The sequence below is a fragment of the Williamsia maris genome (assembly GCF_024171815.1).
GTDB classification, from domain to species: Bacteria; Actinomycetota; Actinomycetes; order Mycobacteriales; family Mycobacteriaceae; genus Williamsia_A; species Williamsia_A maris.
Map to the genome: position 1 here is coordinate 875,626 of NZ_JAMTCJ010000002.1, position 18,386 is coordinate 894,011.

At 70.5% G+C, this 18,386-nt stretch carries 13 protein-coding genes and 2 pseudogenes; 6 read left to right on the forward strand and 9 right to left on the reverse strand.

Annotated elements, in window-relative coordinates; all coding sequences use genetic code 11:
• Positions 1-9: 9 nt before the first annotated feature.
• Positions 10-777: a class I SAM-dependent methyltransferase gene (locus tag LX13_RS11080; protein ID WP_372499903.1), complete on the reverse strand. Its 768-nt coding sequence runs from the start codon at positions 775-777 to the stop codon at positions 10-12.
• Positions 778-899: 122 nt separating this feature from the next.
• Between LX13_RS11080 and LX13_RS11085 the strand changes: the two genes are divergently transcribed.
• On the forward strand, positions 900-2,123 hold the full coding sequence (locus tag LX13_RS11085) for a glycosyltransferase family 4 protein (protein WP_253661376.1): 1,224 nt from the start codon (positions 900-902) through the stop codon (positions 2,121-2,123).
• Here LX13_RS11085 and LX13_RS11090 read toward each other — a convergent pair.
• Positions 2,060-2,536, reverse strand: a pseudogene (locus tag LX13_RS11090) (nuclear transport factor 2 family protein); the annotation flags it as partial. The gene LX13_RS11085 and the pseudogene LX13_RS11090 overlap by 64 nt on opposite strands.
• Positions 2,533-4,272 carry an MmpA family trehalose lipid delivery protein gene (locus LX13_RS11095; RefSeq protein ID WP_253661377.1) on the reverse strand — a complete coding sequence of 580 codons (1,740 nt, stop codon included), beginning with the start codon at positions 4,270-4,272 and terminating at the stop codon, positions 2,533-2,535. The pseudogene LX13_RS11090 and the gene LX13_RS11095, both read right to left, overlap by 4 nt.
• A 38-nt stretch (positions 4,273-4,310) precedes the next feature.
• Between LX13_RS11095 and LX13_RS11100 the strand changes: the two genes are divergently transcribed.
• The gene (locus LX13_RS11100; protein ID WP_253661378.1) at positions 4,311-5,537 is read left to right on the forward strand and encodes a polysaccharide biosynthesis protein; all 1,227 of its coding nucleotides are present in this window, start codon (positions 4,311-4,313) and stop codon (positions 5,535-5,537) included.
• Between the two features lie 112 nt (positions 5,538-5,649).
• Here the strand turns inward: LX13_RS11100 and LX13_RS11105 are convergent, their stop codons facing one another.
• A complete protein-coding gene (locus LX13_RS11105) occupies positions 5,650-6,477 on the reverse strand; it encodes a helix-turn-helix transcriptional regulator (protein ID WP_253661379.1) in 828 nt (275 codons plus the stop codon).
• A 127-nt stretch (positions 6,478-6,604) separates the two neighbouring features.
• On the opposite strand from LX13_RS11105, the gene LX13_RS11110 reads away from it, so the two are divergent.
• Together LX13_RS11110 and LX13_RS11115 are read left to right on the forward strand one after the other, a co-directional pair.
• A complete protein-coding gene (locus tag LX13_RS11110) occupies positions 6,605-7,825 on the forward strand; it encodes a pyridoxal phosphate-dependent aminotransferase (protein WP_253661380.1) in 1,221 nt (406 codons plus the stop codon).
• A gap of 113 nt (positions 7,826-7,938) precedes the next feature.
• The gene (locus LX13_RS11115) at positions 7,939-8,688 is read left to right on the forward strand and encodes an SDR family oxidoreductase (RefSeq protein ID WP_253661381.1); all 750 of its coding nucleotides are present in this window, start codon (positions 7,939-7,941) and stop codon (positions 8,686-8,688) included.
• 72 nt (positions 8,689-8,760) lie between these two features.
• Here LX13_RS11115 and LX13_RS11120 read toward each other — a convergent pair whose 3' ends face one another.
• The gene (locus LX13_RS11120) at positions 8,761-9,246 is read right to left on the reverse strand and encodes a YqeB family protein (protein WP_253661382.1); all 486 of its coding nucleotides are present in this window, start codon (positions 9,244-9,246) and stop codon (positions 8,761-8,763) included.
• Between the two features lie 150 nt (positions 9,247-9,396).
• On the opposite strand from LX13_RS11120, the gene LX13_RS11125 reads away from it, so the two are divergent.
• The gene (locus tag LX13_RS11125) at positions 9,397-10,377 is read left to right on the forward strand and encodes a TIGR03560 family F420-dependent LLM class oxidoreductase (RefSeq protein ID WP_253661383.1); all 981 of its coding nucleotides are present in this window, start codon (positions 9,397-9,399) and stop codon (positions 10,375-10,377) included.
• Positions 10,378-10,404: 27 nt separating this feature from the next.
• Here LX13_RS11125 and pgfA read toward each other — a convergent pair whose 3' ends face one another.
• Positions 10,405-11,865: a cell envelope lipid trafficking protein PgfA gene (gene pgfA, locus LX13_RS11130; RefSeq protein WP_253661384.1), complete on the reverse strand. Its 1,461-nt coding sequence runs from the start codon at positions 11,863-11,865 to the stop codon at positions 10,405-10,407.
• Between the two features lie 148 nt (positions 11,866-12,013).
• Here pgfA and LX13_RS11135 point away from each other — a divergent pair.
• A pseudogene (locus tag LX13_RS11135) lies at positions 12,014-13,093 on the forward strand (acyltransferase family protein); the annotation flags it as partial.
• A gap of 14 nt (positions 13,094-13,107) precedes the next feature.
• Here the strand turns inward: LX13_RS11135 and LX13_RS11140 are convergent.
• From LX13_RS11140 to LX13_RS11150, 3 genes are all read right to left on the reverse strand, one after another.
• A complete protein-coding gene (locus tag LX13_RS11140) occupies positions 13,108-17,436 on the reverse strand; it encodes an alpha-(1->3)-arabinofuranosyltransferase domain-containing protein (protein ID WP_253661385.1) in 4,329 nt (1,442 codons plus the stop codon).
• Between the two features lie 16 nt (positions 17,437-17,452).
• A complete protein-coding gene (locus tag LX13_RS11145; protein WP_188486988.1) occupies positions 17,453-17,653 on the reverse strand; it encodes a DUF2613 domain-containing protein in 201 nt (66 codons plus the stop codon).
• A gap of 77 nt (positions 17,654-17,730) precedes the next feature.
• Positions 17,731-18,252 (reverse strand): universal stress protein, encoded by a 522-nt coding sequence (locus tag LX13_RS11150; RefSeq protein WP_253661386.1) that lies wholly within the window; start codon positions 18,250-18,252, stop codon positions 17,731-17,733.
• Positions 18,253-18,386 lie beyond the last annotated feature (134 nt).

The following is an 18,386-nucleotide window of genomic DNA, read 5'->3' on the forward strand; positions in this document are numbered from 1 at the left end:
TCTCCCCGGTCAGGTCCGGCGGAACACGAGAACGAGGTTGCTGCCCAGCAGCTCTCGTAGTCCCGGGACTCGCATGACCCACCACATCCACCGGGGCAGGTACCGCGGGAACGCGGCGATCAGGGTCGCCTCGTCGGCGCCGATGGTCGCGGCCCACCGAAGGCCGTCGACGGCGGTCACCGCGAACAGGCTGGTGCCGTAGAGGTTCTTGGGTGGATGGCCGTGTCTGCGGGTGTAGCGTCGCGCGGCCCGGGCGCCGCCGAGATAGTGCGTCAGCCCCATCTCGTGCCCGCCGAACGGCCCGTACCAGAGGGTGTACGACAGCACCATGATCCCGCCGGATCGCGTGACGCGCAGCATCTCCGAGCCCATCCGCCACGGGTCGGGGACGTGTTCGGCGACGTTCGACGAGAAGCAGACGTCCATCGAACCGCCGGCGAACGGCAGGTCCATGCCGGACGCGCGGATGCTCGCCTGGTGCGGCAGCGCGGCGGCGTGCATCTCGGCCGGGTCGGGTTCCACCGAGACGTACCGCGCGCCGCGGGCCCGGAAGCCGTCGGCGAAATAGCCCGGGCCGCCACCGACGTCGACGACGACCGCGCCCTCGAGCGGGTCGGGGTACAGGTCGGCGATGAGCTCGACCGAATCACGCGCCAGCGCCGAGTAGAAGCGGTCGGGGTCGGTCTGCTCGAACCGGAAGTCGTTCAGCAGTCCCGCTGCCCGCCGCAGGGTGGCCCGTCGGGCGAAGCGACGGGCGCCGTGCTGGGGCACAGGGATCCGGTCGGGCACGGCCACGACACTAGTGGCACCGCCCTCATCGTCGGCGCCCGGACGTCGGGCCGCTACCCTCGCGGTGAGGTCTGCCCGCCAGGGCGAGGTTCGTGGAGAGGTCGTGAAGAGTGGAACAGCAGGTTGCCGAGGCGACGTTGCCTCGCGAGGTGCTGCTGCTCTGCTGGCGTGACACCGACCATCCCCAGGGCGGCGGCAGCGAGCGTTACCTCGAGCGGGTCGGCGCGGAACTGGCCCGCCGCGGCGTCACCGTCACGCTGCGCACCGCCGGTTATCCCGGTGCGAGCGCGACGGAGATGCGCGACGGCATCCGCATCTCGCGCGGTGGAGGCCGGCTGTCGGTGTACCCACGCGCACTCGGCGCGATCCTGGCCGGACGCCTCGGTCGGGGCCCGCTGGCCGGAATCCGTCCCGACGTCGTCATCGACACCCAGAACGGGATCCCGTTCTTCGCCGCGGCCGTCACCCGCGCACCGGTCGTCGTGCTCGTGCACCACTGCCACCGCGCCCAGTGGCCCGTCGCCGGACGCCTCCTCGGTGGCCTCGGCTGGCTCATCGAGTCCCGTATCTCGCCGTGGGTACATCGCCGCAACCAGTACCTGACCGTCTCCGACCCGTCGGCGACCGACCTGCACGCACTCGGTGTCGAGGCCGAGCGGGTCGCGGTGGTCCGCGCGGGCAGCGATCCGATCCCGGCCCACGCCCGGCCGTCCGCGACGACGTCGCCCGGTGATCGGCTCTGCGTGGTGTCACGGCTGGTGCCGCACAAGCAGATCGAGGACGCCCTCGAGGTCGTCGCACGGCTCCGGGAATCGCGACCGGGCATCCACCTCGACGTCGTCGGTGACGGGTGGTGGGGTGATCGCCTGCGTGTGGTGGCCTCCGATCTCGGCATCGACGACCACGTCACCTTCCACGGCTACGTCGACGAGGCCACCAAGCACGCGGTCCTCGCCGCCGCGGACCTGCACCTGATGCCCTCGCGCACCGAGGGCTGGGGACTCGCGGTCATCGAGGCGGCCCAGCACGGCGTCCCGACGATCGGCTACCGCTCGTCACGCGGTCTGACCGACTCGGTCATCGACGGGGTGACCGGAGTGCTCGCGGCCGACCGCGACGACCTCGTCCGGGTCACCGCGGACCTGCTCTCCGATCACGATCGGCGGGCGGCGCTCGGCGTGGCCGGGCGGGAGCGGGTCGAGGGCTACTCCTGGTCGGCGACCGCCGACGCCGTGGCGCTGGTCGCGTCCGCCGCGGTGTCGGGCAGAAGGATCGCCGGGCCGGTGGACAGCGCGAAGCTGGGCACGTCGGCCAGCGACAGCGTCGCCTCGTAGGTCCGTTCGTAGCCGGTCGAACTGATCCGCCAGCCGTCTGACGTGCGTCGATAGGTGTCGGCGTAGATCGCCGCGCCGAACAGCATGAACTGGGCGCCCGGTGCGATCACCCGGTCCTGCAGGTACCAGCGACCGGTGGCGGTGTCGCCGGTGACCTCGATCTCCGGGTGCCCGACGTGGTGCTCGGTGATGATGTCGGCAGTACCCAGCGACGTCCGCATGAACGTCACCAGGGTGTCGCGGTCGGAGAAGCTCAACGACGCCCCGTACTCGCCGGTGACGTCCTCGGTCAGGGTCCCGGTGAACTCGTCCCACTGCTTGGTGTCGAGGGTGCGCAGGTAGCGGTACTTCAGCGCGCGGATCTCCGCGGCGTCGGCGATGGTCTGCAGGGTCTCGGTGATGTCTGCGGTCACGCGACCCATTGGACCAGCCGTCGCCCGGCACCGACGGCGGCTCCGAGAAATCCGACCACGATGATCCCGAGCCAGACGCCGTGGGCGGTCCACGACAGGACGCGGTCGGTGGCCGACGCCCGGACGACGTCGGGGTCGGGGATCCGGTACAGCGTGAGCGCGGATCCGCGGAACGCCACGGCGAGCCCGCGGACCGTCGTCGGTGTGGATCCGTCCTCGACGAGCACCCACCCGACCCCGAGTTCGGCGAGTCGGGCTGAGATGCCACCGCGGGCGAGCACGTCGGCCACCTCGGTGGCCCGTGAGCGGTCCGGGCGGTCCACGCTCCGGCCGCCGACGCTCAACTCGCCGGTGGTCACCACCGGTGCGCGCAGCATCCGCGCCGCGGGATCGAGCGACACGACGCCGCCGGTGAAGTCGTAGCGGCGGTTGGTCCCGGCCGGGACGACGGCGACATCGCCGTCGTCCGCGGGCACGATGCCGGCGACTGCCGCCCAGTCGCGCGGGTAGGCGACGGTGTCGACCGATCCGCCCACCCCCCACGCCAGGTCGGGCAGGGGGAGCGCGATCAGTCCGATCGCGATTACCGCGGCCAGGCCGCGAGGCACCCACCGGCCGATGGCCTGTACCGCGAACGCCGCGGTCACCGCGTAGAACGGCACCAGCAGCGCGACCCACTTCTGGGTGTCGCGAAACAGTCCGGCGCCCGGCACGGAGTCGACGATCCACCCGAGCGCGACGCGTCCGGGCCCGGTCGCCGCCAGGGTGACCAGGACCACCGTCACCGCGGCTAGCCAGAACAGGTTCCGCAGCAACGGGATCCGACGACGTCGGCGCCAGGCCTGCGTACCGCCGACGGCCACGACGGCGAGCAGGCACACGGTCGCCACCGGTGCCCACACACCGGCGCGGGTGGACGGCACCGCATCGGCGTTCCAGATGCCGCCGAGTCCGGCGAGCGACCCGAGGGTGCCCAGTCCGGTCTCGGCGCGCGCGGCGAACGCGTCGACCGCGGCGCGGTCGGACGTCGTGCCCGCCGAGGTGAGCGCGGAGGCGACCAGCCACGGCAGGCTCGCGGCGACGATCACGGCAACTGCGCCGGCGATGCTCAGCACGCGGTCGCGCGCTGCGGCCGACCGCTCGTGCAGCACGGGGATCACCAGGACCGCGACGACCACGGCCGCGGCGAACAGCGATCCGGTGGGCGTGAGACCGGCGACCGCCGACCACGCGAGCAGGCTCGTCCAGGTGCCGCGGGTCGGCCGGACGAGGCATCGGTGTGCCGACCAGACCATCCAGCTCAGCGCGCCGTAGCCGACCAGGAGACTCCACTGTCCCTGTAGGAGACGTTCGGCCACAAAGGGATTCCAGATCGCCAGCGCGGCCGCGGCCAGTGCACCCGGGGTGCGGGCGGCGGGGACGACGCGCAGCGCCAGCAGGCCCGAGCCCACCCCGGCCAGGATGAGTGCACCGAACGTCAGCCCGGCGACGATCAGCGACCCGTCGACGACGTGGCTTGCGAGCGCGATCAGCCAGTCCTGCGGGACCGCGCGTGCCGGGGTCTCGCCCAACCCCAACGCGGTGTCGGTGACGAAGCTGCGTGGCGTCGACACCGCGTCCCGGTAGAGCAGGGCCTCGCCGTCGCCGATCACCCCGCCCAGCACCGGTGCCAGGATCAGCGCCGCCAGCCCGACACTGACCGCCCACAGCGTCCCGAGGCTGCGGACGCGAGTCATGGGACCCGACCTTAGTGGGGGCTGACAGACTCGACCCCATGGCGACGGGGCAACGGGCGGGCGGACCCCGTGTGTCGTCGGGCGGCTCGCTCGCGTCGTCGATGGGCCAGGTCGCCGTCGGCAGCATGGTGGCCAACGTGTGCGCGTATCTCGTGCACCTTCCGGCCAGCGCGTGGTTGTCGACGAGTTCCTATGGCGAGTTCGCGGTCCTTCTGCAGGCCACGCTCGTTCTCGGCGTCCCCGCACTCGCACTGCAGGCGGTGGCCGCGCGCGAGGTGGTGACGGGTCGTCCGATCGGTTCGCTGCTGCGTCTCGGCGGCATCACCGCGGTGGCCGTCGCGATACTCGCCGCGCTCGCCGTCGTACCCGTGATGACGCTCGCCCACACCGGGTTCACCGCCACCGCCGCCGCGATGGCTGTCGCACCGCTGCTGGTGCTGATCAGCGTGGGCCAGGGGATCCTGCAGGGTCGCGGACAGTTCCATCGCCTGGCATGGGTGATCGGGATGGTCGGTGTCGTGCGCACCGTGCCGCCGTTGATCGCGCTGGCCGTCGGCGGTGGATCGGCCGATGCACTGGTCGCGACGATGCTCGGCGCGGTGGTCGCCGTGGGCATCGTCGGATGGCAGACCGGGGTCCGCGACCTCGGCTCCGTCGGCGCGCGGGATCCGGGCGGGCGGCTGTCCCCGACCACGGTGCTGCACGCCTCGCAGGTGCAGCTGGTGCTGATCTCGGCGACCTCAGTGGACCTGCTGCTCGCCCGCGTCGTCCTCAGCGAACACGACTCGGGCGTCTACGCGCTGGGGACGGTGGCGAGCAAGGTGGCGTTCTGGCTGCCCCAGGCGATCGGTCTGGTCCTGTTCCCCCGTCTGGCCGACGCGCAACGATCCGCGCGCGCGTTGCGCACGGGCGTCGGCGTCCTCATCGGTCTCGCGGGGGTGACGACAGTGGCGGCCCTGGTCGGCGGGCCGCTGGTACCGGTCGTCATCGGCGACGACTACCGACCGGTCGCCGGACTGCTGTGGTTGTTCGCGATCACCGGCGGCGCGCTCGCGATCCTGCAGGTGGCGCTGCTCGCCGCCATCGCGCGGGAACGCACCCGGATCGCGGTGGTGCCGTGGGCGGTCGTCGTCGGCGAGGTGGTCGTGATCCTGACCGTCGCGCACTCGGTCCTCGGTCTGGCCGTGACAGCCGCGTCCGGAGCCGTCCTCGCGGCGACGCTCACCGTGGCCGCCACCATGCGGACCGCGACCGTCACCCGCTGAGCGCCACGGACGCAGCAATGCAGACGGCGCAATCCGCGGCAGTTCATCGCAGATGCGGCACCTGCAGGCGTCGCACCTGTCGGCAACTGCCGCGGATTGCGGAGTAGTCGGCTCAGCCGCTCACCGCGGCCAACATCGCGAGCTTCTGGTGGCTCTCACTGCCCGGAGTGGCGGTGTAGACCAACAGGATCTGCGACTGGTCGGGGTCGAGCAGCGTCTGGCAGTGCACCTCGATCAACCCGAGCTCGGGATGCAGCAGGCGCTTTCGCTGATCGGGCAGTGTGGTGTCGACGTCGTGCCTGCTCCAGTGCTCGGCGAAGGCCGGACTCTCGGCGAGCAGCGCGGTGGCGACCTCGGCGGCCCGCGACGTCGGCCCCTCCGCGGTCACCGCGGTCCGCAGCCGCGCGGTGTGCGCTCGCGCGTGCAGTGCGTGGTCCTCGGCGGGGTGCTTGGCCCGGGCGTCCGCGTCGGTGAACCAGCGGTAGGTGACGCTGCGCGCGAAGCCGGTGTGGGCGGTCTCGTCGCCCAGGAGCGCGATCGCGGGCGGGGTCTGCAGCAGCGTCTCGCCCGCGCTGTTGACGACCATCGCGGGGGTGTCGCCCAGGCGGTCCACGATCCGCATCATGCCCGGGGTCACGTGATCACCCCGCGCCGCGCGCCGGGGCGTGTTCTGGCCCGCGAGCAGGAACAGGTGATCCCGCTCGGCCAGCGACAGGTGCAGAGCGCGGGCGATCGCGGCCAGCATCTGATCCGACGGGTGCGGTCCGCGCTGCTGCTCGAGGCGGCTGTAGTAGTCCGACGACATCCCGGCGAGCAGCGCCACCTCCTCGCGGCGCAGCCCGGTGGTCCGTCGTCGGGCACCCCGGGGCAATCCCACGTCCTCCGGTTGCAGCGCATCCCGACGCCGTGAGAGGAACTCGGCCAACCCTGCGCGATCCATCGCGTACACCTCCTGTGTCGCACCCCACGATCGTCTGTTCGGGCGATCCGAACCAGGACTCGTGGGTCCCTGGCTCGCGAAATCCCCTGGGGAAATCCTGTTGCCCCGATGTGTAAGGCTTACCCGCATGGCACGCCAGATCCGTCAATCGCAGAGACTCCGGGACGTCCGTTACGACGTCCGCGGCCCGATCCTCGTCGAGGCCGAGCGGCTGGAGGCCCAGGGGCACCGCATCCTCAAGCTCAACATCGGCAACCCGGCGCCGTTCGGTTTCGACGCGCCGAGCGCCATCCTGCACAACGTCGTCGAGAACATCTCCACCTCGCAGGGATACAGCGACGCCCGCGGCATCATGTCGGCACGCACGGCGGTCGCGCAGTACTACCAGACCCGCGGTCTGAAGTCGGTCGACGTCGGTGACATCCTCATCGGCAACGGGGTCAGCGAGCTCATCACCATGGTGCTGCAGGCGTTCGTCGACATCGGCAACGAGATCCTCGTCCCCGCACCCGACTACCCGCTGTGGACCGGCGCGGTCAGCCTCGCCGGCGGCATCCCGGTGCACTACCGCTGCGACGAGTCCAACGGCTGGAACCCAGACCTCGCCGACATCGAATCGAAGATCACGCCGAACACCCATGCGCTGGTGCTGATCAACCCCAACAACCCGACCGGCGCGGTGTACAGCGAGGACATCGTCCGCGGGTTCGTCGACATCGCCCGCCGCCACGACCTGGTCCTGATGAGCGACGAGATCTACGAGAAGATCCTGTTCGACGACGCGGTCCATCACCACACCGCGACCTTCGCCGGCGACGACGTCCTGTGCCTGACGTTCAGCGGGCTGTCGAAGGCCTACCGGGTGTGCGGCTACCGCAGCGGGTGGGTCGCGGTCACCGGTCCGCAGCACGTCGCGAGCGACTTCCTGGAGGGGCTACGGCTGCTGGCCAACATGCGTATGTGCGCCAATGTCCCCGCGCAGCACGCGATCCAGACCGCCCTGGGTGGTTACCAGTCGATCGACGAGCTCATCGTCCCCGGCGGACGGTTCTACGAGCAGTCGATGACCGCCTGGCGCCTGCTCAACGAGATCCCCGGAGTCAGCTGCGTGAAGCCGCAGGGCGCGCTGTACTGCTTCCCCCGACTCGATCCCGAGATGTACCCGATCGTCGACGACCAACAGTTCGTCATCGACCTGCTGCACGCGGAGAAGATCCTCGTCACCCACGGGACCGGGTTCAACTGGTTCGACCCCGACCACTTCCGACTGGTGACGCTGCCCGACGTGGCCACCCTCACCGAGGCGATCGGGCGGATCTCCCGGTACCTGGCGCATATCCGCGTCTGACCCGGAGCGGCGATCCCTGGATGAGGGCGTCCTTGTTGTCCGGCCCGCGGGGGAGTGGACTCGGTGGCAGTTCACACCACGCGCCGACCACGGCCTGACACCCAGGAGTTCCCATGAAGACCACCGGCAACACCATGTTCATCCCCGGCGGCACGTCCGGGATCGGACTCGGATTGGCCCTGCGTTTCCACGAGGCGGGCAACACGGTCATCGTCGCAGGACGTCGACGCGAGAAGCTGGAGAAGATCGCGGAGGAACATCCCGGCATCCACACCGTCGAGCTCGACGTCAGCGATCCCGACTCGATCACCGCGGTCGCCGCCGACGTCCAGGCGCGGTTCGGTGACCTCGACGTCCTCATCGCGATGGCCGGGGTGATGAAGCCCGAGGACGTCCACACGGGCGATTTCGTCGACACCGCCGTCGACGTGGTGACCACCAACCTGCTCGGGTCGATCCGGCTCATCGGGGCGTTCACCGAGTTCTTCGCCGCCAAGTCCGAGGCGACGATCATGACGGTGTCCTCCGGCCTGGCCTTCACCCCGATGGCCGCCACCCCGACCTACTCCGCCACCAAGGCGGCCGTCCACGCGTTCACCGACGCCATCCGTATCCAACTGTCCGACACCGGTATCCAGGTGATCGAGCTGGCGCCGCCGGCCGTGCAGACCGATCTCATGCCGGGGCAGGCGGAGGCCGAGTGGGCGATGCCGCTCGACGACTTCCTCTCCGAGGTGGTGTCGATCATCGACAACGACCCGACCGTGCGCGAGATCCTCGTCGAGAACGTCAAGCCGCTACGTCACTCCGAGACCAACGGCAACCGCGACGCCATGATGGCCCAGCTCGCCGGCCAGCACTGAGGACGCCGAGCGTCGCAGGAGTCAGCAATGTTTCCCGGTCAGCGGGAAGGATTGCTGATTTTTGGCGGACACCTACCGGCTCTCCCAGGGGTATCCGTGCCGCCGGAAGGCCTCGCCCGCACGCTTCTTCGCGCCTTCGACATCCTCGTCGAACAGACGGCGGCCGTCGGCGGAGTCGATGATGATCGCCGACCCGTCGAGGTAGGCACCCGACACCTGGTCGCGTCGGATCACCCGCTCGGACCCCTTGTGCTCGACCACGATCTCGTCGTCGCTGATGGTCAGGCGCGGTTGGGTGACCGCCCAGATCCACATCAGCGCGGCCCCGACCACCGCGAGCGCCGCGGGTCGCAAGAACGCGATGGCGGTGATGTCGACCGACATGATCGCCGACACCAGGTCGTGCGCCGGGACCCAGTCCGAGTCGTCGATCGAGTTCCAGACCAACGGGAGCACGGCGCCGATAGCGACTCCGATCGCCGCTCCGAATCCGATGGCCCAGTTGCGGTCGCCCGCGTCGACACCCAGCACCGTCTCGGTCGGCTTGTGGAAACCCATGCCTCGAAGTGTTCTCGCCCGGCGAATCGAACGAAACGGTCAGAAGTACGAATGACGGGCGGGCGGACCATCCGAAAGGATGAGCAACCTCCCGGCGAACTCCTGCCCAACCCTTGCGCTGGAGTGCACTCCAGGACTTAGCGTGGATGCATGAGCATCCGCCTTGGCTACCAGATCCCCAACTTCACCTACCCGGGAACGCCCGCCGACATCGTCCCGACTGTCCTCGCGCAGGCGCGGGAGGCCGAGGCAGGAGGCTTCGACACCGTCCTCGTGATGGACCACTTCTACCAACTGCCCGGGATCGGCAAGCCGGAGGAGCCGATGCTCGAGGCGTACACGCTGCTGGCGGCAATCGCCGCCGCCACCGAGTCGGTGCAGCTGTCGACGCTGGTCACAGGCAACACCTACCGCAACCCGGCGATGCTGGCCAAGACCGTCACGACGCTCGACCTCGTGAGCGCCGGCCGTGCGGTCCTGGCCATCGGCGCGGGCTGGTACGAGCTCGAGCACCAGCAGATGGGCTACGAGTTCGGCACCTTCACCGACCGCTTCGAACGCCTCGACGAGGCGCTGCAGATCATCGAACCGATGTTGCGCGGCCGCCACCCCGAGGTCGACGGGAAGTGGTACCAGGCGCATTCCACACTCAACGAGCCGCGGGTCCGCGACGACCTGCCGATCATGCTGGGCGGAGGCGGCGAGAAGAAGACGTTCGGTCTCGCGGCCCGCTACGCCGATCACCTCAACATCATCTGCAACGCCAGCGAGCTGCCACGCAAGCTCGACGCCCTCGCCCAGCGATGCGAGGAGGCCGGCCGCGACCGCGACACCATCGAGACCAGCTTCCTGGCGTTCACCATGATCGACGAGGACGGCGACGCCGCACGACGGATGCAGCGCGAGTACCTGATCAAGACCGGTGTCGACTACGACAACCTCGACGACGAAGGGCGCGCCGCGGCCACCGACCGGATGTTCGTCGGTTCACCCGACGAGGTCGCCGAGCAGATCCAGCGTCGTGTGCTCGACGTGGGTGTTGACGGCATCACCATCAACCTGGTTCCGAACGGGCACATTCCGGGCGTGGTCGAGCTCGCAGGCAAGACACTGGCTCCGCTGGTGAAGTAACCGATCTCCGTCGGAGAAGCAGCCTGGCTAGCGGTTGTCCGGGCCCCGCCACGGATCGTCACGACGGGTCTCGGCCGATCCGGGTCCGTCCGGATCGGACCATCCGCCCTGAGACGGCTCGTCGGTGACGCGCGGGATGTTCTGCGTCGCATCGTCATCGGTGCCACCCGAACCACCGGTGTCCTTGCGCAGATTCGGGAACACCGTCGTCGGACGGTCGGATGCCTCGTCGTGATCGCTGCCGCGGTAGTCGGAGTCGCGGAAGGCCGAGTCGTCCGGTCCGCCGTCGTCGTGGGTGGCGACGGGGTAGTACGGATCGGTGTCGCCGCCCGCGGTGGCGGCGCGGCGGCGCGGTCCGCGAAGGAGCAGGAAGACGCCGGCGACCAACGCGATGGCACCGAGCACGCCGAAGACGATCGGCAGCCAACGACCCCACAGGCGGACCGGCGATGCGAGGTCCTTGGCGTTGTCGGCCAACGACTCCTGCGTCTTCTGGTCGTAGACGAAGGTGGCGTCGAGGTTGGTCAGCTTGTAGTCGCGCAGGGCGGCCGGGGCGTCGTCGCTGACGCCGGAGATCTTGAAGTACTCCTGCACGTGTTCACGCGCATTGATGATCGTGCCGCTGACCGGATCGACGTACAGATCGCGAGTTGCCTTGTGGTACAGGTCGGCCGGGAGCTTCTGGGTCCGGTCGATGTCCGGGAAACCGCCGTACCAGGACGACGCCTGGCTCAGCGTGGTGCCCTGCGGGGACTGGTCGTTGGCGTCCTTGAGGCTCGCGAGGTTCGCCTCGGGCACGTCCTGGGTGTAGTGGAAGACCTTGACACCGTTGATCTCCGAGGAGTCGACGTACTTCAACGGGCTCGAGGTACGGGTCGTGAGGTCGAAGTAGTTGTAGTTCTTGGACTTGTCGACGTCGAACGGGAACCGGTACTGCAGTCCGGTGCGGTCGGGGATGGTGACCGTCTTGTCCGACGCGTCGAGCTGGACCTCGGAGCTGCCGCCACCGCCGAGGGCCGGCAGGGCAGAACTGCGGTCGGTGGTGACGCGGTCCTTGGTCGCGAGCAGCAGGGCGCCGAGGCAGCCTCCGCCGCTGGTCGAATCCGAACTGGGGGCGACGGTTTCGCCGGAGATCTGGACCTGGTTGATCCGGGTCGAGGTGCCGGCCTGGAAGGTGACCTTCTCGGAGTTGGCCGGCTTGACCACCACCACGCGCTGCTGGCGCGTGAGGTTGGCGTCGGAGACCTCGGGTTTGGTGTCCGACAGCGAGCAGCGGTTGAGGATCTGCGCGGGCAACGCCTGGCTGCCGGTGCCGCCATCGGGTCGCTGCGACGACGCCACCGTGGTGAAGTCGGTGTCCATCGGGGTCTTCTCGAGTTGGCCCACGAGGTACAGCGGGGAGGCGATCGCGACCACCACCAGCAGTGCACCCACGAAGATGAGGACTGGCCCCACGAGTTCCCGGACCGACATTCGGCCTGACGCCATGGCGCAAACTCCTTTTAGAACTTCTCGTGTCGGTGTGGTGAGCGAGCGCATTCCACCTTGCGAGCGAGACTAACAGCCTGGCCGATCGCTCCGGCGCTGCTAGACGGCGATTTGTCGCCCTTGACCGGACCCCGGGTAGTTTCGGCCCATGGTCACCAGCGCGGGCGCCGACGACCGCCTCCGCGCGGCGCCACACCGTCCCGGCTTCATCCCGGCCCTCGAGGGCATGCGGGCGCTCGCCGCGATCGGCGTCCTCACCACCCACGTCGCCTTCCAGACCCGGTCGGTGGACGGCTCGGTGCTCGGGGCCGTCTGGGGGCGCCTCGACCTGGCCGTGGCCCTCTTCTTCGCCCTGTCCGGGTTCCTGCTGTGGCGCCCGCACGCCGCCGCGGCCCGGGGCGGACCCGCCGCGCCCGGGTTCCGGCGCTATCTGCGCCACCGCGTGGTCCGGATCTGGCCCGCCTACCTGGTGGTCGTGGTCTTCGTCCTCGTCCTGCTCCCGGACGCCCGCGGCGCGACACCGACGGTCTGGCTCGCAAACCTGTTCATCGCCCAGATCTATGTCCCGCTGTCGCTGACGCTGGGGATGACGCAGATGTGGACGTTGTCGGTGGAGGTCAGCTTCTACGCGCTGCTGCCGCTGATCGCGTTCGCCGTCGTCCGGTTGCGCGGCGACCGCGCGCGCCTGCGGATCCCGCTGCTCCTGGCCGCCGCCACGATCAGCCTGTCGTGGGGCTGGATCGCCGATGCCCTGCCGCTGGCCGCCGGGGTGGCGCCGAAGAACTGGCTCCCCGGCCACCTGCCGTGGTTCGTCGTGGGGATGGTCATGGCCGAGATGGCGGCCGCACCCACGCGGGGTCGGATCGCGACGTGGATCGCCGGGCACCGGGTGGCGATGAGCGTGGTGGTCGTCCTCGCCTACGCCGCGGCGTGCACCCCGATCGCCGGACCCACCGGGCTCGCCGAGGTGTCGTCGGCTCAGTTCGCGGTCAAGATCGTGCTCGGTGCGATCGTCGGCTTCGGGTTGCTGGCCCCGATCGTCCTGCGTCCGGCGGGCCGGTTCCGATTCCTGGACTCGGCGGTGATGCAGGCCCTGGGTCGCTGGTCGTACGCGATCTTCATCTGGCACCTGGCCGTGCTGTCGGCGGTGTTCTCGCTGTTCGGTTTCGGTGTCTTCGGCGGATCGATGTGGGCCGTGTGGCTGCTGACCCTGCTCATCACGATCGGGGTGGCGGCGGCCAGCTACGGCTTGATCGAGGAGCCGGCCCGCCGCGCGATGCGGGACGCCGAGCGCCGCCGTAGTGAACGACGCCAGGCCGCGACCGATCGCGACGCGGGCAGCGCGCCGGCGGCCACCAGCGTGAGTGCCGCCAGAGCGGGGAGCTGAACCCACCAGCTGAAGCCGGTGTAGCCCGACGGTGACTGCCACGGGCCGAGCGACAACCCGGCGGCGGCCAGCGTGAACATCGCCGCGACCACGAGCGGCAACGCACGAGGACGTCGACGTCGGATCCACTGACCGGCCGCGGCGGTCACGAGAGCCGCCAGGGCGCCCGGCCATCCGGTGAGCAGGGTCAGGGCGACGAGAAGTGCCCCCGCGGCGACCAGCGGCGCGCGGATCGGCGTGGCAACCGGCAGGCGGCCGTCGCGTGTGGGGCGTCGTCGGCCGATCAGGGTGGCGCCGAACAGCGCCGCGACGGCGAGCAGTCCGATGAGCAGCGACCACCGGTAGGGCCGGTCCAGCGGATAATCCAGCGTGATGGTCCCGGCGACCCCCGCGGGCACGATCCAGCCCTGCTGCCAGCCGTCGACGACGATCGGGGCCAGATCCTTGCCGTCGGCGCGGGCGTGCCATCCCGCGTTCTGCGACTCCGGCACCACGAGCACGCGAGCCGAGTCGGAAGCGCCGACCCGAACACTGCGGTGATCGGCACCCCATTCCTCTGGCGTCAGGGCCCGCTCTCGCTCCGAGCTTCGCTGCGCTCGATTCTCACTCGGCGACCCTGCCGCTGACCGCCGCAGCGTCACCGAGTCGACCGTGAACGCCTCGCCGGGGGTGACGGACACCTGCTGCTCGCCGGCGGGCAGGGCGATCGAGTCCGCGCCGCAGGGGACCGCGGGGACCGGGTCGCCGTCGAGCAGGCTGCGTGCGGTGGTGGTCACCGTCATCGGGACGACGTGGCCCGCCACGGCCATCCCGATGCCCGCGTCACACCCCACCGTGACGACACGGTCGGGCGACGGCGCGGGCGGTGCACCGTCGACGGCGATCTCGGCGATGCCCACCGGCGCCTGCTTGGCGAAGCCCAGGCTGTTGACGTCGATGAGGTCGGACGACGACAGCACCGTCACCGACACCCGGTCGGTCACCGCCGGGTCGAGGGTGATCCGCCCGCTCGCGGGCAGGGTCCGGACCTGGCGACCGGTCCCCAGATCGACCGCGACCCGGACCGGCGCAGCGGGATACAGCCCGCGGGGCCGGGCGATGGTCATCGCGGAGACGCGCTGGGGTCCGGGCAGCGTCAGCCGCAGCGACGGGGGCGTCGCGCCGGGCGTGGTGGTCGACTCGGGTGCGATCCAGGACGTCCCGGGGTCACCGTCGACGGCCGCCGACGCCGTGCCGCGCGGATCGACGACCAACGAGGCGCCCTGTGCGCGAACGGCTCCCTGGGCGGTCAGCAGTTGCGTCAGGGCGGTCCCGGGGGCGGCGCGCAACCAGACCCGCGGGGTGACGTCGGTGGCCTCGGGTACCGACAGCACCCGGGTGAACACGCCGGGCTCCTCGGGCGACAGTGCGAGTGCCGCCGAACAACGCGTGACGTCGGCGTCGGCCGCACACGCCGTCCGCCCGCCGAGTTCGGTGCCCAGGTCCCACCCGGCCACCGACCGTCCCGCGACCAACGGCGGCAGGATGACCCGGTGGCGGATGGCCAGGTCGGCGCCCGCGCGGGTGTCGGTGAGTGACATCTCCGCGATGGCGAACTGACTGCCCGCGGTGTTGTTGTCGGTGCCGATGGCGCGCACCTGGATCCATCGGGTCGGTCCGCTCGGCGCGACGATGGTCGTCTTCGCGCCGGGCGTGAGGCCCTGTGCCACCGAACTACCCGCCTCGGTGGTGACCAGCAGACTCGTGACCGGCGCGCCGAGGGCTTTGCCCGGGGTGACGGTCACGGCGAGGTCGGAACGCGGTCGGGTGAAGTCCACCTGCAGCCACTGGCCGACCGCGGAGTCGATGCCCCGGCTGATCCAGGACGTGTTCGGATCGTCGTCGAACGCCGCGGCGGTCGAGTTCGCCGGTGAGGTCTGTCCCAACTGTGTTGCGTCCGAAGCGGACCCGGAGGCGGTGACCGACACCTGATCCGGGGCGCCGTCGAGCAGCCACTGCCCGCGGACCAGACCGGCGCCCGGGACGGGGTAGTCGGGCACGGCGTTCTGGGTGGATCGCCGATCCCCGGGCGCGCGGATCGCCGAGCTGTGGTCGTCGACGCGACCGAAGTCCGTCTCCCGATCGGTGGGGGTGTCGGTCACAATCGCGCCGGACGGGCCCGATTCGTCCACGCCGGCGCGTCGTGCGTCGGCGTCGAGCAGCGTCGGGCCGAGGGGCGGCTCCCCGGTTCGCGCGGCGTGATCCTGCAGCCGCGCCAGTGATTCCGGACCGCCGACGATCCGCGGCATCGCATCGAGATCCACCAACGACGGCCCGGTGCCCCCGGGGATGGTGTCTCCCGTGGATGCGCCCGCCGAACGGACCGCGAAGATCTGGATCGCGGGCAGCTGCGGCGCCAGCCCGTCGTCGCCGACGATGCCCTTGATCGTCCGTGGCCCCACCTCGGGACCGAACTGCGCGACGCGGACCAACCCCGGCGACGCCGTCAGTGCCTGTTGCGCGACGATCGGTCGCGCCGACCGCGATGCGGCCGGATCGAGGTCGGCCCGCAGGACGACGTAGCCCACGCCCTGTCGGGCCAGGGTCGCCGCCATCCCCGCCGACCCCCGACCGGAGCTGATGAGCCGCTGCACCGAGTCGAGCGCCCGGATCGCGCCGGGAGGGACCAGTGGGATCGCGTCGCGGACCGCCCAGGGCACATCGGCGAGGGGCTGGAGCGGCTCGTCGCGGGTCAGGCCCCAACTCTGGTCGGCCAGCGGTGCTCCCGGCACGACCAGCGTGCGTTCCGGGTGCTCGGCGGGACCCGAGTTCTTCTTCAGCCAGTCGGCGGTCTGCGACCAGTAGTCGGGGATCGCGTCGTAGGTCCCCTGCGGGGCGATGCGTCCGGTCCACACCAGCGACCCGGCTCCGATCACGGCGACCAACAGCGCGATGGTCGCGGCGAGTGCAGGCGACCGTTCCGGATGGGCCGCCGCCCGCCCCGCCTGCGGCCAGGAGACGGTGCCCGGCAGCGGGATCCGTGCGAGCAGGTGCGCGATGCCCAGGACGAGCGGGATGCGGATCATCGGGTCGAACTTGTGCACGTTGCGCAGTGGTGCGCCCGCGCCGTCGAGGAACACCCGGATCGGTTCGGCCAGCGGGGAGCCGAGCTGCCCGGCGAACCCCAGGCACATCAGCAGCAGCCCGACGACGAGAGCGGTGACCAGTCGTCCTCGTCCGGGCATGCGGCGCATGGCGAGTCCGGCGAGACCGGCCGCCGCGACCACGCCGGTCGCGACCACAGCCGCCGGCTGGTTGACCAGCAACGACCCCGCGACCCGTTCCGGGGAGACGAACGGAGTCCACGAACTCGTCCCGCGCAGGACCTCGGTCAGCGAGGTCCACTCCGTGGTCACCCGTGACGACTCGATGAAGTCGAGGAACGGCGGACTCACGCGCGACAGGATCAGCAGCGGGACGATCCACCAGGCGCACGCCAGCGCCACCCCGAGCGCCCACCACCCGGAGAACCGGACCCATCGCGCGGCGGGCCCGGCGTGTGCGGAGCCGATGGCGACCGGCGCGTGCGCCAGCCACCACACCACGGCGATGGCGCAGGCGGCGAGCGTCGCGACGGCGTTGACCGCGCCCATCAACGCGACCGCGCACGCCGATCGGAAGGCCAACTGACGCAACGACGACCGTAGCTGCGGGTGGTCCAGGGCGATGACGACCGGGATCAGCACCCACGGCGCGAGCATCATGACCGTGGTCTCCGAGGAGATCGATCCCAGGGTGGTCAGCACGCGGGGACTGAGGACGAAGGCGACCGCGGCGACGATCCGGGATCCGCGTGAGCCGATGCCCAGCGCCTCGGCGAGCCGGACGATGCCGAGGAACCCGACGAAGGCGAGGACGGCCCACCACAGCCGCTGGGTGACCCATGGCGGCAGGCCGACGACATCACCGAGGACGAAGAACGCGCCGTGCGGGAAGAAGTAGCCGTACGCCTGGTTCTGGACCTGGCCGAACGTGGCCTGCGACGACCACAGATGGGTGGCGCGGGCGAGGAAGCCGACGGGGTCGGCGGTGAGATCGAGTTTGGTGTCCGCGGCGATGGCGCCGGGGGACTGGGCGAACGCGACGAGCAGAGCGGCCAGGGCCGCGAGCGCGACCCCGCGTCGGGTCAGACGCTGATCATCCACCGAGCGGGGACGGACGTCAGTTCTGCACTCCGGCGTTGTCACGCGTGCCGTAGTCGACCGAGCCCTTCACGAAACCGTTGTCCGCGTTGAAGCTGTTGACGTCGGTCGACGGGTTGTCGTCGGAGGAGATGTACCCGCCGAGGAACACGACCGCGATGGCGACGATGACGCCCATGATCCCGGCGATGGCTCCGGCGATGAGGCGGTTGTCGGTCATGGGTGTGGTGCTCCTGAGGTCGACGTCGTACTGCTCGCGTCGAAACTACCATCCGCCCCGTCCGGTTTCGGTGCCGCTCAGGAGCGCGCGGCGGCCGTGGCGTCCGCGGTGCACCGGGCGGGGACGACCAGCACCGGTCGGCGGCAGTGTTTGAGCACCGCCTCGGCGACGCTGCTGTGCAGCAGTGCCTTGAGTCCGGACGCTCCGCGGGTGCCCGTGACCAGCACGTCGACGGCCAGTTCGTCCGCGGCGTCGACCAACGCGCCCCACACCGTCGAGTCGACCTCGGCCAGCCGTCCGTCGGCCTCCATCCCGCACGCACGGGCCCGTTGCACACCCCGGTCGTTCAGGGTGGCGGCCTCGATGCGCAGGAGTTCGTCGACCTCGGTGTCGACCGAGACGCCCACCATCGTCTGCATCCCGCCCGACAACGACGACAGGCGCGCGGTCTGGTGCGACCCGGTCTCCCAGGCGGTGACCACGACGGCGCGACGACCGGCGAGGAACCGGCCCGCGTAATCGATTGCCCGATCCGCGTTCTCGGTGCCGTCGTAGGCGATCATGATCAGGTCCGAGGTCGGCTGGTCCGTGGTTGCCATGATGGTCCCCTTCGTCACCTGTGGTGTGGGACGAGAATAGTCCGTGGACTGGTCATTCGTGCGGGAATCGGACCGTGTCAGACTGCTTGTCATGTGGAAACCGGAGGCACGACGCCGTCATGGTGTGACCGTCG

Excerpts from the sequence above, each read along its gene's own strand:
- LX13_RS11145 (WP_188486988.1), bottom strand. The coding sequence starts at position 17,653 with ATGACCGACAACCGCCTCATCGCCGGAGCCATCGCCGGGATCATGGGC.
- LX13_RS11105 (WP_253661379.1), bottom strand. The coding sequence starts at position 6,477 with ATGGATCGCGCAGGGTTGGCCGAGTTCCTCTCACGGCGTCGGGATGCG.
- pgfA (WP_253661384.1), bottom strand. The coding sequence starts at position 11,865 with ATGGCGTCAGGCCGAATGTCGGTCCGGGAACTCGTGGGGCCAGTCCTC.
- LX13_RS11115 (WP_253661381.1), top strand. The coding sequence starts at position 7,939 with ATGAAGACCACCGGCAACACCATGTTCATCCCCGGCGGCACGTCCGGG.
- LX13_RS11120 (WP_253661382.1), bottom strand. The coding sequence starts at position 9,246 with ATGGGTTTCCACAAGCCGACCGAGACGGTGCTGGGTGTCGACGCGGGC.
- LX13_RS11100 (WP_253661378.1), top strand. The coding sequence starts at position 4,311 with ATGGCGACGGGGCAACGGGCGGGCGGACCCCGTGTGTCGTCGGGCGGC.
- LX13_RS11095 (WP_253661377.1), bottom strand. The coding sequence starts at position 4,272 with ATGACTCGCGTCCGCAGCCTCGGGACGCTGTGGGCGGTCAGTGTCGGG.
- LX13_RS11125 (WP_253661383.1), top strand. The coding sequence starts at position 9,397 with ATGAGCATCCGCCTTGGCTACCAGATCCCCAACTTCACCTACCCGGGA.
- LX13_RS11110 (WP_253661380.1), top strand. The coding sequence starts at position 6,605 with ATGGCACGCCAGATCCGTCAATCGCAGAGACTCCGGGACGTCCGTTAC.
- LX13_RS11150 (WP_253661386.1), bottom strand. The coding sequence starts at position 18,252 with ATGGCAACCACGGACCAGCCGACCTCGGACCTGATCATGATCGCCTAC.